Annotated in this window: 16 protein-coding genes; 7 read left to right on the top strand and 9 right to left on the bottom strand. The window is 36.4% G+C overall.

The window, feature by feature from the left end:
- Window positions 1–46: 46 nt before the first annotated feature.
- On the bottom strand, window positions 47–661 hold the full coding sequence (locus AC4CUY_RS03695; protein WP_336952987.1) for a carbonic anhydrase: 615 nt from the start codon (window positions 659–661) through the stop codon (window positions 47–49).
- A gap of 322 nt (window positions 662–983) precedes the next feature.
- Here AC4CUY_RS03695 and AC4CUY_RS03690 point away from each other — a divergent pair, with 322 nt between their 5' ends.
- Complete coding sequence (locus tag AC4CUY_RS03690) at window positions 984–2,030, top strand: alpha/beta fold hydrolase (RefSeq protein ID WP_490773680.1); 1,047 nt, start codon at window positions 984–986, stop codon at window positions 2,028–2,030.
- Entirely contained in the window at window positions 2,027–3,037 is a 1,011-nt protein-coding gene (locus AC4CUY_RS03685) for a hypothetical protein (protein ID WP_336952837.1), read from the top strand. Before AC4CUY_RS03690 ends, AC4CUY_RS03685 begins: the two co-directional genes overlap by 4 nt.
- A gap of 47 nt (window positions 3,038–3,084) precedes the next feature.
- Here AC4CUY_RS03685 and AC4CUY_RS03680 read toward each other — a convergent pair whose 3' ends face one another.
- Both AC4CUY_RS03680 and nfuA read right to left on the bottom strand, forming a co-directional pair.
- Window positions 3,085–5,118 (bottom strand): ligand-gated channel protein, encoded by a 2,034-nt coding sequence (locus AC4CUY_RS03680; RefSeq protein WP_490773679.1) that lies wholly within the window; start codon window positions 5,116–5,118, stop codon window positions 3,085–3,087.
- Between the two features lie 299 nt (window positions 5,119–5,417).
- Window positions 5,418–6,056 carry a Fe-S biogenesis protein NfuA gene (gene nfuA / locus AC4CUY_RS03675; RefSeq protein WP_004819478.1) on the bottom strand — a complete coding sequence of 213 codons (639 nt, stop codon included), beginning with the start codon at window positions 6,054–6,056 and terminating at the stop codon, window positions 5,418–5,420.
- Window positions 6,057–6,464: 408 nt separating this feature from the next.
- Here nfuA and AC4CUY_RS03670 point away from each other — a divergent pair, with 408 nt between their 5' ends.
- The 5 genes from AC4CUY_RS03670 (at window position 6,465) to AC4CUY_RS03650 (ending at window position 11,288) form a co-directional block, all read left to right on the top strand.
- Complete coding sequence (locus AC4CUY_RS03670) at window positions 6,465–8,015, top strand: hypothetical protein (RefSeq protein WP_490773678.1); 1,551 nt, start codon at window positions 6,465–6,467, stop codon at window positions 8,013–8,015.
- Between the two features lie 270 nt (window positions 8,016–8,285).
- Window positions 8,286–9,074, top strand: a complete 789-nt coding sequence (locus AC4CUY_RS03665) for a crotonase/enoyl-CoA hydratase family protein (protein WP_419361175.1) — start codon at window positions 8,286–8,288, stop codon at window positions 9,072–9,074.
- A 49-nt stretch (window positions 9,075–9,123) separates the two neighbouring features.
- Window positions 9,124–10,032 (top strand): alpha/beta hydrolase family protein, encoded by a 909-nt coding sequence (locus tag AC4CUY_RS03660; protein ID WP_419361177.1) that lies wholly within the window; start codon window positions 9,124–9,126, stop codon window positions 10,030–10,032.
- Between the two features lie 29 nt (window positions 10,033–10,061).
- A complete protein-coding gene (locus AC4CUY_RS03655) occupies window positions 10,062–10,622 on the top strand; it encodes a TetR/AcrR family transcriptional regulator (protein ID WP_336952847.1) in 561 nt (186 codons plus the stop codon).
- A 435-nt stretch (window positions 10,623–11,057) separates the two neighbouring features.
- Window positions 11,058–11,288, top strand: coding sequence for a lysozyme inhibitor LprI family protein (locus tag AC4CUY_RS03650; protein ID WP_490773677.1), 231 nt, complete (start codon window positions 11,058–11,060; stop codon window positions 11,286–11,288).
- Here the strand turns inward: AC4CUY_RS03650 and AC4CUY_RS03645 are convergent.
- The 6 genes from AC4CUY_RS03645 to pgaC form a co-directional block, all read right to left on the bottom strand.
- Window positions 11,282–11,866, bottom strand: coding sequence for a hypothetical protein (locus tag AC4CUY_RS03645; protein ID WP_336952851.1), 585 nt, complete (start codon window positions 11,864–11,866; stop codon window positions 11,282–11,284). The genes AC4CUY_RS03650 and AC4CUY_RS03645 overlap by 7 nt on opposite strands.
- 411 nt (window positions 11,867–12,277) lie before the next feature.
- Window positions 12,278–12,625, bottom strand: coding sequence for a hypothetical protein (locus AC4CUY_RS03640; protein WP_336952853.1), 348 nt, complete (start codon window positions 12,623–12,625; stop codon window positions 12,278–12,280).
- A 172-nt stretch (window positions 12,626–12,797) separates the two neighbouring features.
- Complete coding sequence (locus tag AC4CUY_RS03635; protein ID WP_419361180.1) at window positions 12,798–13,715, bottom strand: HARLDQ motif MBL-fold protein; 918 nt, start codon at window positions 13,713–13,715, stop codon at window positions 12,798–12,800.
- A gap of 139 nt (window positions 13,716–13,854) precedes the next feature.
- The gene (locus AC4CUY_RS03630; protein ID WP_419361183.1) at window positions 13,855–14,982 is read right to left on the bottom strand and encodes an acyltransferase family protein; all 1,128 of its coding nucleotides are present in this window, start codon (window positions 14,980–14,982) and stop codon (window positions 13,855–13,857) included.
- Between the two features lie 58 nt (window positions 14,983–15,040).
- Entirely contained in the window at window positions 15,041–15,454 is a 414-nt protein-coding gene (pgaD, locus tag AC4CUY_RS03625) for a poly-beta-1,6-N-acetyl-D-glucosamine biosynthesis protein PgaD (RefSeq protein WP_336952859.1), read from the bottom strand.
- Between the two features lie 33 nt (window positions 15,455–15,487).
- Window positions 15,488–16,753 carry a poly-beta-1,6-N-acetyl-D-glucosamine synthase gene (gene pgaC, locus AC4CUY_RS03620; protein WP_336952860.1) on the bottom strand — a complete coding sequence of 422 codons (1,266 nt, stop codon included), beginning with the start codon at window positions 16,751–16,753 and terminating at the stop codon, window positions 15,488–15,490.
- Between the last annotated feature and the right edge of the window lie 7 nt (window positions 16,754–16,760).

Below are 16,760 nucleotides of genomic sequence, written 5' to 3'. Positions count from 1 at the left end.
AAAATCCCACTCTAAGTGGGATTTTTTATCTTAGAAATTTAAATTTTTAAAAATCATAAAAAGAAACTTCACCTGTTTCTAGAGAATATTCAGCACCAACGACTTTCAATTTACCTTTTGCAATTAAGTTTTCTAAAACAGCTGAACCATGGCGCAATTGATTAACAGAGGCAAAAACATTTGATTTCACTGCATGCATAGATAACTTTTCTAAATCATCTTTCAATTCAGTTTGCATTAAAATTTCAACTGACGGACGTACACGATTCACAATTGACATGAGATTTGCAGAAGGAGGTGTGTTGGGATTCTTAAGTGCTTCAATCGTTGAATGAATCGCACCACAATGGCTATGCCCTAAAACAACAACCAATGGACAACCAAAACTATCTGCGGCAAATTCCACACTCCCCACTTGCGATGGCGCAACAATATTACCTGCAACACGAATCACAAATAAATCGCCAAAACCTTGGTCAAAAACCATTTCTGCTGGGACACGTGAATCCGAACAGCCTAAAATAATTGCAAATGGCTCTTGATTGTCCATCATTTCAGATCGTTGCTGATGCGTCAAAAATTTAGTCAGATTTGTTTCACCATGTGCAAAACGTTCATTACCCTGTTTTAATCGTTCTAAAGCTTCTTGAGCGGTTAGCATGTCTTCGTTCCATTGTGTGGAGATTTGCATTATTTTAATGCCGTAAAATTTGAAAGTCACTGACTAAAAATAAACTCTGTTACAATTTTTGTTATGCATGGTTTATCTACCAAAACTTAAACAATATGTAGACATAACTCACATTTTCAATAAAATTATTTAACCAAACTACAAAATAATCTTTATATTAGGTGAGTTAGAAGCTTAAAGTATGGCAAAAAACTTACAAATAAGACTTTCTCGGCAAATGTTGAAAAAATTATGATCATGAATAATATTTTTACTTTATATAATGCCTAGTCTTTTACTCGGAACCCTATGCATGTCTGAACTGTCCCATAAAAAAACTCTTCATTTTTTAAACAGCATATTGTTAAGTTTGACTGCGATCGGTGTATTGTTTTTAACTAGCCACAATGCAACCGCTAGTACACCAGAATATGTGGATTATTTAAAAATTGTACAAGAAGAACGTGCTTGGGCAGGCTTAAGTTCTAAAACATTGCGTGTAGGTGATGTTATTTGGTCTTATAGTGAAGGTGGGTCTAAAGATAAACCTACTGTTTTACTGATTCATGGCTTAGCCAGCAGCCGTGATACATGGAATGATATTGCGCAGTCATTAACCCCTTATTATCATGTCATTATTCCAGACTTACCTTCTGCTGGAACTACCCAAGTCACAGCCAATTTTGATTTATCTGTGCCGAATGTAACAGAGCAACTTAGACGCTTTATTGAAGCCGCACATATTCAAGATAATTTAAATATTGCAGGACACTCATTGGGTGGAACCATTGCAATGTTTTATGCTTCACAGTACCCTTTTGATACTAAAAGCTTATTCTTGATGAGTACTGGCGGTATTTTTAAGTCGACAAACACCAATTATCTAAGAAATCCTATCTATCTAAAACAGTTATTGATCACCCAAAAAGGCGATTTGGATTTTGTAATGAAAAAGGTGATGTTTAATCCACCTTTTACTGCCCGTGTAATTAAAGATGAACAAGAAAAGTTATTTATTGCTAAATCTCAAGACACTGCCAAAATTATCAATCAAATTGATGCCCTCAATCGACTATATACCCCTGCAACCTTTACCACAATGTTAAAAAACATTGAGGCACCAACCATGATTCTTTGGGGTGAACAAGATCAGATTGTAAATGCAGATGTTGCAAATGAATTAAAGTCGGTATTAAAACGTGCTGAAACACCGATTATTCTAAAACATGTTGGACACATGCCCCTACTCGAAGCACCTGAACGAGTTGCAGATCAGTATTTAAGCTTTTTAAATAAGGTACAGCCCTTGCAAAATCCATTGTCTGATCAAACACATGGACAAATTGAGCTCAAAAAATGAAAAATCAACTTATTGAACAATTGATCGAAGCCCAACTTGGCTTTTTAGACCAAGAGTTTTCACAGATAGATACGATTAAAATTGAGTTTACTGAATTTTATCACTGGTTTAGAAAACAGCCTTTAAAACAAATTTGGTCTTTTGCACAAATCCATGATTTATTGTTAAAGCAAATTTTAGCAACGCCTGCAAATAACTTTCTCATTGAGCAAATCGCTGAACATATTCGTTTTGCATTGATTCATCCAAGTAACGATGAAACCTTAATTGAAGATATTATTCCAGTCACCACAATTGATAAAATTGCCCAATATGTCGCAAGTAAATCACGTCATCGTCAAGCCTTGATCAAACGTGTTGTCAATAATCCAGCCTTTTCAAGTATGTTAACCCAACTGATTCATCACTCTATCCAAGATTATATTGATAATTCGGTCATGAATAAAAAAGTCCCGGGGGTGGGACGTTTTATGAAGATGGGGAAATCAGTTTTAGAATCGGTTACCGACACTAATTTAGATGATACGGTTAAGCATTATCTGCAAAAAAATATTATTAAAATTAGCCAGTTGAGTGAACAAGTCATTAATCAACAATTTGATGACAATAAACTTTATCATTTTCAAGCCAATTTATGGCATAAAATTAAAAAAGTACCGATTGCTGTATTGCGTAATTATGTTGAAATTAACGACTTACCTAAAACTGTGGGTATGGGGCATGAGATATGGGAACATATTCGCCAAACAGATTATTTAAAGAAACAAGTACATGATGGTGTACTGACTTGGTATGTACGTAATGAAGAGCGACCTTTTGATTTAATTTTAAGTGATATCAACATTGATGAAGCATTGATTCAAAATCAATTACAACAGTTACTTGAACCTGTTATTCAACAGATGCTTGCTTCTCAACACTTAAAAAGTCGTGCACGGATCTATTTGGAAAAATTTTATTATTCCGATGAAACTTTAAAGATTCTAAATATTGAAAAAGGCGTATAAAGCGCCTTTTTCATAACTAAACAGATTTAATGCAATTTAATCTAGCTTTAGAACTTATAAATTAAACCCAAATTGTAACGGCGGCCATCCAGTACATAATTATAAGTCGCTGTATCTATGCTTTTATCAAATAAGTTATAAATACCAGCATTAAACTGTAAGGCATTAGAAGGTTTATAGTTTAGACCAACATCAATCATTGCATACGCTGGTCTACCATCCCCCATAGATGTGCGACTTAAATAGTCAGAAGTTTTACTTCTTACATTTAAGCGGCTCCACATCCCAACTTGATCATTTGTTTGCCAATCTAATGTGGTATTAAACATATGTTTCGGCATTTCATTTAATGGCTTACCTTTAAATGCACCACTCTTTTGTTCGGTATCTGTAAATGTATAATTTGTTGCCCAACGAACATCTGGCGTGATTGCCCAACCCAGAGTTGCCTCTATACCACGCATATTTGCTTTATCGACATTAATACGTTGACTGACAAAGTCAAAGTTTTGACCTAACCAAGAACATCCCATAGTTCCAGAGTCTCCTTGACAGGTACGAATTTCAGTAATTTTATCTTTAAATTCACTATTAAATACGGTAAAACCTGCATCTAGATTGTCATTATTATCCCAGTTAATTGATGCTTCATAATTAATACTTGTTTCTGGTTTTAAATCTGGATTACCTACAATCATACCACTCGACTGACCACCACCTGTTGCTTGTCCCCACCCTGCAACAGTGGCACGTAAGGCCGGAGTTTTATAACCTGTTGATACCCCACCTTTGACAATCCAATTATCATTTAAGGTCCAAACACCATAGACTTTCGGGCTAAAATGATCACCAAAATTTTCATCTTTGTCATAGCGTAATGAAGCCGTTACCGTGAATGGCTCTACAATATTCCACGCATCCTCAGCAAATAATGCCCAGCTATAGCGGTCTAAATTGGTTAATTTTGAGCCACCAATGACTAACTGATTGCCAAAATCCTCAAGCTCTTCTTTTAAATAACTTCCCCCAAAGCTTAAAGCATGGGAACCCAGATTGATTTGGTTCAAAGTATTAAATGTTGTATTGATTGCTTCCATGCTACGTGATGGATTTTCATTTTCCTCACGTTGAATATAAGAATGTGTCTTTAAATCGCCAATTTCACCACGATGAGTCAAACTATATTCGGTACGATAATAATCTGTATATGAGTCTGTTGGGAGCTTACCATTTCGCCCTGGTACATTTGCAATTGTTTTACCTACAGTTTGATCACGGTTTTGAATTGATCGCTGATATTCGAGGTCAATGGTATGCTCAGTACTTGGCGTCAAACTCAGTGTTGCGCCACCTGCACGTATACGTTGCTTATTATAGCCACCAATGATGTCATCTTCATTGCGTTGTGAGAATGTTCCATTCGCCTTTAAACCAAGTAAATTACGGATTAAAGGACCAGAAACATACAGATTTGTTTGATGGATATCCCCAGAATCTCTATTTTCTTGTAGTGTCGTATCTAACTTAACCGAACTTGTCCAAGTATCTGCGACTTTTTTGGTAATAATATTAATCACACCGCCCATGGCATCTGAACCATATAAACCAGACATCGGGCCACGGATCACTTCAATACGTTCAATACTTTCAATACTGGGCATCCAACCTTGCTCAATACCCGAGTTATCACTATTTGGTCGAACTGAACGTGTATTGACCTTTTTACCATCAATCAAAAAAACCGTATAAGCACTTCCCATACCACGAATACTGATATCACTTGAACTGCCACCACCTGTTACGACAACCCCAGGAACGTCTTTGAGTGCATCAGTTATATCTCTATACGCTTTTTTATTAATGTCTTCTTGAGTCAATACAGAAATAGATGCGGCAGCTTGTTTCACCTCTTGCTCAAAACCACTTGCTGTCACAACAATTGTTTCTAATTTAGTTGACTCTGTAAACTGAGAATTAGTTTTATTAGAAGGTTCTTGTGAATCTGCTGCATAGGCAGTACCCATCATAACGGTGATAATGGAGAGAGATAACGCAGATTGGATGATACGGTTAGTAGACATAAGGTATTCCAAAGAGGCTCAGCAATGAATAGACAATGAAGATTTAGATACAATGTGTAATAAAACACCACAGCATTATAAACAATATTAATAACTATTCTCATTTTTATTAACCATTCGGTTAATATTTGGACGTTTATGAGTATATCTTTAAGTTTTTATTCTATTTTTTAAGATTCATTTAAGCTTATCAATATTTAAAAATACAAAAATAAAATTTAGCTATGTGACAACCATAAAAAAACCTCCGAAATCCGGAGGTTTTGAACAACAGTAAAATATCTACATTGATATACAGACTATTTGAAATAAGCACCTTCTGCTTGACTGTGATCAGTCTGATCGACCACACGACCTAGTTCAGGAATATGCTCTTTAAGCGTAGTTTCTACACCTTGTTTTAACGTTACATCGATCGCAGAACAGCCTTGACAGCCACCACCGAATTTTAATACCGCAGTTAAACCATGTTCTTCATCTTCAACCACTTCTACCAGTGCGCAGTTTCCGCCATGCCCTGCCAATCCAGGATTGATCTCTGCCTGAAGAATATAAGTAATTCGTTCTTCCATAGACGCATCTGGACCAACACGTGGTACTTTCGAGTTAGGTGCACGGAAAGTAAGCTGCCCACCAAAACGGTCTTTGTTGTAATCAATTACAGCATCTTTCAGATATGGAATCGACGGTGTATCAATAAATGCAGGGAAATCAGGATAATCTTGTTTGTAATCTGTTGGAGCAATTTCATCAGGTGCACTATATGCCATACAACATTCAGCACGTGGAGTACCTGGATTTTCAACAAATACACGAACGCCAATTCCTGGAGTATTTTGCTTCTCCAAAAGATCTTTTAAATACTCTTGCGCATTGGGAGTAATCAATAAATTTGGAATTTCTTCTGCAACCGCAGTATTGGTGTTCTCAGTCGACATAACTCTATCCTCAAGCTGAAGTCGGTATTTTAACTGAAGATGAGGCTGAATGAGTGAAAATCAACTAAAATTGTCGGAATTAACTTAAAAAGATGTAAAAAATATAATCTATGCAAATTTTAAAATAAAATATGTGTGTAATAAATGAATATAAATCATACACAAATTGATATTTACTACATTTTAGCTTATCAATAAATTGCGTTTTAAAACGCACAAAATTACACCAATGAAACTTTTTATAAATGAAATAATAAGCTTAATTTTAGATGTTTTCAGCACTGATTTATTTAATTTATACGACCAATTTATCTAAATTTTGTCAGAAAATGCCACCCAAATATTGAATATGGCATGGATAATGTATACATCTGTATATTAATGATGAAATAAAACGAGATATTTTGCATGTCCAGTTCAATTGATGGTTTACAGTTTCCAGTTCATCCAAAGACTCAAAAAAGTAGCAGCTCGCAAGTCGGTAAAGAAATCATTGCAGAAGCACTTTCCTTGGTTGATCATCTCAGCGCACAGCAAGCTTTAGATGAAAAAAACTGGCGTAAAAATTATCCAGTTTATTTTAAGGCATTGGTCGAACATGGCATTCGTTCAAGTCATAACGCCATCACTATTGCCAAACAAGGCTTGCACAAAGCCCAACATAGCTTTGATTTCTTTAGAGATGGACAACGCTATTCTTTAAAAGATATTGGTACAGTTCCAGTATTAGATAAGATTCAAAGCGTTAGTTTTAAAGGTCATTCAGATGCTGAAGTTGAATGGTTTGTACCCTATCACGGGCAAAAACTACAAGGCGAAGCGTTATATCAGCAAATTCAAAAGTGGCAAGATACTGGCATTATTGAAGCAAGTCATGCAGACGCACTAAGAAACGTGATTGCACATCCTGAATGGTTTGATTTATCGGATCGTACCTTAGTTTTATTTGGCGCAGCTTCAGAGGCAGGCCCATTAACATGGTTATCAAAATGGAAAGCCAATATTGTTGCCGTTGATCTACCCAATGAACGCGTTTGGGAGAGAATTCTTAAAACCATTGAAAATGGCAATGCCACACTGTACGCACCTAGTTTTCAAAAAATCGTCAACACCCATAATATTGAAGAATTAAAAAGCAAACTTGGGGCAAATTTACTGACCCAAATTCCAGAAATTACACAATGGCTTTGTGATAATCCACACAAGTTAGATTTGGCCTCAATTGCTTATTTGGATGGTGAAAAACATGTGCGTGTGTCGATGGCAATGGACACGATTATGAGTCATGTCAGTGAACACAAGAATGATTCATCACTGATGTATATGTGTACGCCTACAGATGTCTATGCAGTACCTGAAGAAGTGATTGAAGGTTCAAACAAAAAGTTCAAACATAGATCAAAATTTGAAACTGTATTCAGCAAAGGGATTGCAACCCTTTCCTTAAAGCAATTCTTTAAGCACAATGATCAACAACTGATTGCCTCTGACAATGGTAAATTCTATGGGATTGCTGATTGTCTTGTGGTTGAACAAGGCCCTAATTATGCCTTGGCAAAACGCATTCAACAGTGGCGTGCAACTTTAGCACGACATCAAGGGCAACATGTCAGTATCAATATTGCACCATCCACGACGACACATTCGGTCACCAAGAATCCTTTGCTTAAAGCAGCGTTTAACGGTGCAAGTTTGTTTGATGTAGAAGCATTCCGCCCTGAAACAACCAATTCAATTATGGCAGCGCTTTGGATCCATGACTTAAGAAATCCGAAGTCTGTTGCAAATCCAGAAACTAAGATGGGACATCCATTAGAATTGATGATGGAGGGTGCCAATCATGGTGGTTTATGGCGTGTCGCCTATCTTGCTCGCACAGCCTTACCTTTTGCTGCAATTTATGGGTATGCAAGTGATAAATTGCCGATCCAAAAGCTTTTAACCAAGTTTAAAAAGTAATCCTTCAGGTTTAAATCTCTTTAAATTAAATGCCTAGTGATAAATTTAGCTAGGCATTTAAGCTTATGAGCAGATTTTTATGTCTAGTTAAATTTCTTATAAAAACTATAGGTACTCCCCCCAAAGCGCCAAATAACATACACAATGCAGCGATCCTTCAACGCCTTAAATAGGCTATACCGATGTAAACGGTTTAGTCACTCTAAAATCATTGACAGTTTTCTAACGATCGTTTAAAAACTTATAAAACAACCAATGAGAGAATAACAAATGTCAAATCTACAAGGAAAAGTCAGTCGTGAAATCCGTGGTCATATTTTTTTAGTTGGCCTAGACCGTGCAGATAAACGCAATGCTTTTGATAGTCATATGATTCACGACCTATCACTGGCTTTAACTGAATATGAAAATAATCCAGAACTACGCTGTGCGGTGGTCTTTGCCCATGGGGATCATTTTACTGCAGGATTGGACTTGGTTGAGTTACAACCAAAATTAGCCGATGGTGTTTTTAATTTTAGCAATGATATTGTGAACCCTTGGGGAACAGTTGGGCGTCAAAGAACAAAGCCATTGGTAACCGCGGTACAGGGTTATTGTTATACCGCTGGTATAGAATTAATGTTGAATTCTGACATTGTTATTGCCAACAAAAATACTCAATTTACCCAAATTGAGGTACAGCGCGGTATTTTACCTTTTGGTGGTGCAACGGTACGTTTCATCCAAGCTGCTGGCTGGGTAAAAGCTATGAAATATGTGTTAACTGGTGATTTATTTTATGCACAAACAGCCTATGAAATGAATTTAGTGACTGAAGTTGTTGAGGATAACCAACAGTTAACGCGTGCCATAGAATTGGCTGAACGTATTGCCAATGCTGCACCACTTGCCGTCAAAGCGGCACTGCATTCGGCTCATCAAGCCTTTTTACAAAGTCCTGAAGTCGCATTTGCAAACCTACAAAATCTACTTAGCCCTTTACTTGCCTCTGAGGATGCGCAAGAAGGTGTAAGAGCAATGATTGAACGTCGAGCACCACAGTTTAAAGGTAAGTAAACCAATCATAGCGATATACGGCGATAATCTAATAACTGTGGGAACAATCATGCAAAATTTAAAGTACTCAACTGAGGTCCAACACTTGAATGGCAATAGTTTTACCAGTCAGGCCATTAGTTTTAAGGCACTGGATGGTTATATATTGGCTGGCATACTTTACACGCCAGTCAATACAATCAAAGCAAAAATTGTTGTTTCCAGTGCAACAGGAGTCCCTCAAGCATTTTATCGCCGCTTCTCTGAATATGCTGCACAATTGGGCTATCAGGTACTCACTTTTGATTATCGTGGGGTGGCCAACTCTGCTCCACGGCAATTAAAAGGTTTTAAAATGTCATACCTCGATTGGGGAAAATTAGATTTAGCAGGTGCAATTGACTACAGTTTTAAACAAGACATGCCCCTATTTTTAGTTGGACATTCTTACGGTGGACAAGCTTTAGGGCTAACACCGAATCATACCAAAGTAAGCGCAATGTATTGTTTTGGCACAGGTGCTGGCTGGCATGGCTATATGCCATTGAAAGAAAAAATTAAAGTTCAGGTAGTTTGGAATATTATCTTTCCACCTATGGTGGCGATTACAGGTTACTTGCCTTGGAGTAAACTCAATATGGGTGCAGATTTACCTAAAGGGGTCTATCAACAATGGCGTAGATGGTGTAAAAATCCCACTTATTTTTTTGCAGATCCTGAGCAAAAAAATTTGCATGAGCAATATGCCCAAATTAAAACGCCAATTTATGCAGTAGCTGCTTTAGATGATGATTGGGCATTGCCAAATTCTCGTTATGCTTTTATGCAACATTATAAAAATGCGCCCATGCACTATATCAACATATCAGCTGATGAGTTTGGTTTAAAACAGATTGGACATATGGGATATTTTCGTCAAGGTTCAGAGCCAATTTGGGATAAAATGTTAAATATTTTTGAGACATTCATCCACAATTAATTTTAAGCCCATAAGCAGCAAGGTCATCTATGCGCCCACAAAAACTTACACCTGAACACATGTTAAATACCTGTGCTTTGCAATTTAAAGCACATGGTTATGCAGGGACAAGTATGGAGATGTTGGCAAAAGCATGTGGACTCAGTAAAGCATCGTTTTATTATTATTATCCCAACAAACAAGCCTTATTGATGCAGATCTTAGCGCACACTCATCTTTATTTAAATCAATCGTTGTTTAAACTCGAAGATTTTGCTGTAGTGGATGCAAATCAACAATTTCAAATCATCCATGATAAAGCTGTTCATTTTTTTAGTTATGAAATAAAAGGCTGTTTAGTTGGGATGCTGTCCTTAGAGGCCAGCCATATTTCTTTAGAAGTCTTGGAAAAAATCCGTGAAATTTTCCAAGATTGGCAAAATGCCTTGTATCAATTATTTCAACAAAAAATGAATCAAACCGATGCACAAATTTTGGCAAAAATAAGCGTGGCCGATTATGAGGGTGCTATTTTAATGTATCGACTGAACGATGACCTGTTCTATTTAAATCAAGTGAAGCAACGAATTTCTCAACTACTCTCTATATAATACTCGACTGATTTGCAACTTCTTGGTGAAAATTAAATGATAAAAAAGATCAAATATAGTTTTTTAGCTTTGCTTTTTATAAGCCTATTCAATACAGCTCATGCGCAATGTAATCAACAAGATCAACAACAAGCTTATCAATGTATGCAACAGCAATTAAAAACAGATAAAGCGAAAATGATAGGGTCTGTTGACAATTCGTCTACGTTTGCGACTACGAGTGTTTTTTAGGCGATACTAGGCACGAAATATGAAATTTAGTCATTCTAAATGAATAGTTCGTAACGACGTAGCGGCAAAAAACACGTTAGTCCCGAAGGGTTGTGGCTAAAATTATCACAGCCTACGTTATGAAACTCGAAAATAGTCTCGCTATTCTCTTCGTTTCATGCCTTGCCTGCTCAATTTTAACCTACAACGCAAGCCGTTTATGAAATGCCAACAGACCCTGAGTTATATCAACGCATTTATCTGCAATACGATGATAACAACAAGTTATTACTGGAAAAATCACAAAAGGCTTGGCTTAATTATCGTGATGCTCAATGTAATGAACTTACGGGAAGTCTTACTTATGGCGCTTTGGGATTTGCACATTTAGATTGTGAAATCAATTCCACAATATTTCGACTAAAAGAGTTAAGCAGCCTAATAGAAAATCAATAACGATCTTTAAATTCGGCTTTATGTTCTATACCTTGATGATCAACATGAGCATAGAATACCCCATAACGTCCGACATAGTATTCAAGTGATTGTTCATGATAGCTCCAAAAAATAGACCATTCACCAAAATCAAAAGAACCAATCTGACTTTGTGTATTCATAGGCATTTTACTGAGTACATCATGTTGAATATGCCCTGCTTGAGAAAAGTCTTTGGTCTGTAAAGCTTGTTCAAAAAAAAGTTGCGCAGCTGAATCAAATAAACGTTGGTCTTCATCAGTGATCTGCTTGGCGAGTGCATATTGGTCTTCGACTAAACTCTGCTGCTCTACTTGAACTGTAGCGCTTAATGCCTCTTTTACTTGGGTTAAACCCGCCTTTTGTCGCTCTTCTGCAATCATCTGTTTAATCAGTTTGGTTTTTTCGGGTAGATCATGCTCTTCTTGAGGATTCTGAACCAATTCAGATAACGCTTGTCGTTGTTCTTCAAAAGCTGCATTAATTTTTTGTTTAGCAACCCATCGCCATAACACATATAACGTGATCAAAAATAACACGACTAGGATAAATTTCAACATAGCGTAATCTCAAGCATATAATACGCCCCAGTTCAGACTCATGAGCTAAGTTTAAAGCTGAGTATTTTGATTGTTTTTTTAATAGTTTACCCTATAAATTGTATAACTATCTCACTAGAGATACCCAGCTTAAACGTAACAATTGTTTTCTCTATATCGATAAACTAGATCTCTTATTTTAATTTTGTAATGCTTTTAGATCACCTGAAGCAAATACGATCCCTTTGCCTGGCACCTTTTTGAATATTATGGGTTTTCCTATATTTTCATATATCGGCTGATCATCTTTAAGCGCTTTTAAATCAATTTTTTGAATAAAATCTGATTATTTTTACTATACAACTTTACCGCGCCTTCATCTGAAGCCATATAATGAACTTTCACATGATAGATATTTTGTAAATCTTGCATCTACATAATCACTAAATCGCCGCCACGTTCATACATACTGTCAAACACAATGGTATCTGCATCTACTTGCTCTAATTTAACACTAACATAACCACTTGCATCCGCCAGTTGATCGACTAAATATAATGATTTTTTAGCACCCAGCTGTATCCCATACGCTGAAAAATATTGCTCTCGAACTTGCTTTTTACCAATACAGGAATAAGTTTTTAATACGACTTTTATCGAGCCCAATTGATAGTTTTGAGGTGAAAATATGTCTTCGTCATCTTTATGGCATTGTTTTGCAAGCTTGGTTTGAGTATTGAGTTGTTGAAATTCTTGTGCATATATAGATGAAGTGAGCACGACACTACAAATGAATAATAACTGTTTGAAATATTGTATTTTCAATATTTTAGTATAAGCCTTTATCTGTTATATATCATTCAAAATAAATGATCAGTTTTACCTGAATTATAGCAATATTTAAAATAAAACACGCCATATAATACATAAAGCATGTTTTATTTTAAATTAATTATTGCAATGTTTTAAACTGCGCTAAGCGTTGTTGCTGTTGTAATTCTTGTTCAAATTCAACTCTCCCCTTTGCTACATAATTTTGTAAACCCGTCTGATCAATAAATGCTTTTTTATTACCCATATTCAATTTGGCTAATTTCTGCTTCATATAGAAACGATCAGCTTTATTGGCAAGGAAAATATCTGCATGGATTGCATCCAAAGTTTTAAATGTATGTCGTATGTCTGAAACTAGATTTGGATAGTTGATATTGTTTACCAAATAATAACCGCCAGTAAATAAACTGTCGGCATAGATGACTTTATAGTTTTTAAAGTAGTAACGGATATCTGTCGTCCAAGAGGTTGCGCCTGGTAAATGGCCGGGCGTCGCATGTGCTGTAAAGATTTGACGACCGAGCTTTAATTGTTGCCCATCTTTAATGATGATATCTACAGCTACAGAAGGAAAAGGCAATTGCTTACCTAGAGCAAAATCAGTCACGCCCCCATTTTCTAGCATTTCGGCATTTGCAGCACTTGCGACCAATTGAGCACCACTCCATTGTTTTAACTTAGCAAAACCACCAGCTTGATCTAAACGGGCATGACTATTGAGTAGATATTTTACATCTGTAATTTTAAAACCTAATTTTTCAATATTGGCTTTAATCTGCACTGCCGATTGATCAATCCCACTATCAATTAAAACCAAACCATCACCCGTATCAAACAGTACTGAAGATAAATTTTCAGTACCAACATAATAGACATGATTAAAAATTTTAAAGGGCTCAATGGGTGTATTCCACGATTCAAATAAACTCATTGGCGGTGCATCGGTCAGTGCTTGCTGAGCATTTAATGGTGCTGCTTGAGCAAATTGAAGACTCATTGCAATCAATGAAATAACAATGGATTTGAACAGATGCATATAAGCGATCCATGCTAAAAATGAGTCGCCCATACTTGATTAAATCACGATATTTATCAATTTTTTAATGTCTAAAAAACAACTCAATACATCTTAAATTGTAAACAATATTTGCAAATTGTATCCGAGTCTTGAAGTACTAATTTAAAACCTTGTCGGCAATTTTATTACTGACCTTAATAGCGAACTGATCGACATAATCACTATAAAAATTTGCAGCAATCAAAGTGACTGCAATCGCAGTTAATCCTGAGCAGATTACAGCGAAAGAATAACTCCAATGCCAACTTAAAAATAAGTTAAATAGCGGAATACAGATTAAATACAACATCATTAGATGTAATAGATAAATGGAAAAAGATAACTTTCCTAACCAGACTAAAATCGGGTGGTCTAAGCCTTTAGACAATAATGGACTCATCAAAACACTGTAAACAATTAAAATCCCAGCAATGAAATTACTATAATCATAAGTATTCTCCCCTAAAATATGATGCACCCAGCTATAGGCTGCGCTGGTATTATGTGCACCCGCTAAATATAGGCCAATCAATAACATAGAAATGGCTACAACATTCGAAAGTGGTTTGGCATACAGATAGATATAGATACCAATAATAAAGCTGGAAATCCCAAAGCTGAAACCTTGCCCACGCCAAAGAAATGCAAAACAAGGAATTAAAAGTGAACCTAGCCAAAAGGCACTATGTTTATAATGATACAAATAGAGTAGAAAAAATAATGCAAATGAGCCCATAAGCTCAATCGTCATCGTCCATAACACCCAGTTTATATCACTTTCCGAGAATAAAAATGCACCAATAGTTCCTTCATATAATGCATGTTTAAAACTAAAATCTTGTATCGTAAATGCATGTAACCAAGCACCCACATGACTACTATCAATATGAATGACTTTAAAGACCAACCAAATGATGACGCATGAAGTCAGCGCTGGGATCATTAAACGTGGATAGCGTTTAATCATCATATTGTTAATTTTTGCATGAAATTTTTGAGGGCTTTTTAAGATCGCATAACTGAGTACAAAGCCACTTAAGACAAAGAATACAAAAACAGCCGCATCACCTGAGTAGAGAAAACCAAAAGGCAAATGATGTATGGCATACACCCAAGCCAAGTCTGTTTTCTCATTGGGATCAAAATGATGTAAATATGGAAAAAAACTCATTGCAAGATGAGAAAATACGACAGCTAAACAAGCTAAACCTCGAATACTTTCTGCCGAGTTTATTTTTGCGGACATCTAAGTTTCCCTTTGAAAACAAAAGCCCCAACCTGTGGGACTTTTGCCGACTAAACCATTAGTCAATATATGTGATTCGACCATCAGCATCATGATGAACTGTAGCGATTTTTTGCTGACGAGAATGTAAAAGATCATCCATATCCAAATTGAAATGATCAGCATATTCTTGTGTAGATTTAGCTTCTGCTTCCTTTTTGGTCTTTGCTGGAACAAAGTTACTCCATAGCCACAAAGAAATTGCACAAGCAATCAACGCAAACAATCCGCTTTCTAATGCTTTTGCAAAAGCATTAAAAAAGTAATGTACTAGTTGTGGTTTCTCAAGTGAAAGATATCCCACCAAGATAACAATAGGTCTCCAAAGCAACAACCAAAATGCCCATAGCATTGCCGTCATTGTCGTGGAGAAATAACGACGATGCCACGGTAACTGCTTACGTAAATCAATAATCAAAGAATTTGTTTTCATATTCGTATCTCAAAACTTATTTTGACTAACATCTTAGTCATCATGTCGCATACCACGATCGGGACTGACCCAACGTGCCCTTTTACTTTCTCCACGTAAAAGAACTTTTGGAAATGCAACAATACTTGCCGTTACTGTAATCAACCAAAATACAAAGGGATACCAAATCATCCAATAATAGTTTTTCACTAAACTCGATTCGTAACGACTATCCATCCACTTACTGATTGCGAACTGCAGTAAACAAGTTGTACCGAGTAAAATACCTGTTCCCATAGGTAATAATGGAGAACTCATTGCAGGGAATCCCGCATAAGGTAACACCAAATGCAAAATCCAGAAAATCACCATAATCAGCATTAAATATGACCAAACTAAGGTGAGGATCAGCTCAATAATCAAAGGCCATAGAAAATTAAGTTTCGGTTTAAATAATACATCAAAATTCTTAATTAAAACTTGAGCGCCACCCATGGCCCAACGTAAGCGCTGCTTCCATAGACCATCAAAGGTTTCTGGCATTAAAATCCACACCAAGGCATTGGGTTCAAACTTTACATCCCAACCCGCACGATGTAATTTCCATGTAATATCAATATCTTCTGTTAACATGTTCGGTGACCAATAGCCTACCTCATGTACAGCACTTTTACGAAAAGCAGTAATTACACCAGAAACTGTAAATAAACGCCCGAAAGTACGTTGTGCGCGTTTAATCATACCAACAATTGATGAAAATTCACCAACTTGAATCCGTCCAAGTAAAGTAGAACGGGTACGAATACGTGGATTTCCTGTCACAGCTGCAACTGTAGGATTATTGAGAAAATGACGAATCATCCACTGTGCAGCATATGGATCAAGTAACGCATCGCCATCAATACCAATTAAAAATTCAGCATCGGTAAGCAGACTACCTGCTTGTAAAGCCATGGCTTTACCCTGATTTTCAGCCAAGTGTACGACGCGCAGCTTGTCATACTTCAAAGCCAACTCATTTAAGATTTCTGCGGTATTGTCAGAACTCCCATCATTAATCGCAATGACTTCAAAGTTTGGATAATTCAACTTTAATGCATGACTAATGGTCTCATCCGCATTATCTTGCTCATTGAAACATGGCACAAGCACAGCAACTAAAGGATATTCTTCCAATGTTGGCGGTTGAGTATATGGGGGCTCTTTACGTTCTTTCCAATAGAAAATTAAAGCACCTATCATCCATAAATACGACATAAATAATGGATAATAGAAGATAAAGTTTAATACTGATTGCCACAGGTGTTGAAATGCGCTCATATCAGAC

It is taken from the genome of Acinetobacter sp. 778_lipA (genome assembly GCF_058242985.1).
Note: the sequence above shows the minus strand (reverse complement) of the source record. Positions and strands in the feature narration are given on the sequence as shown.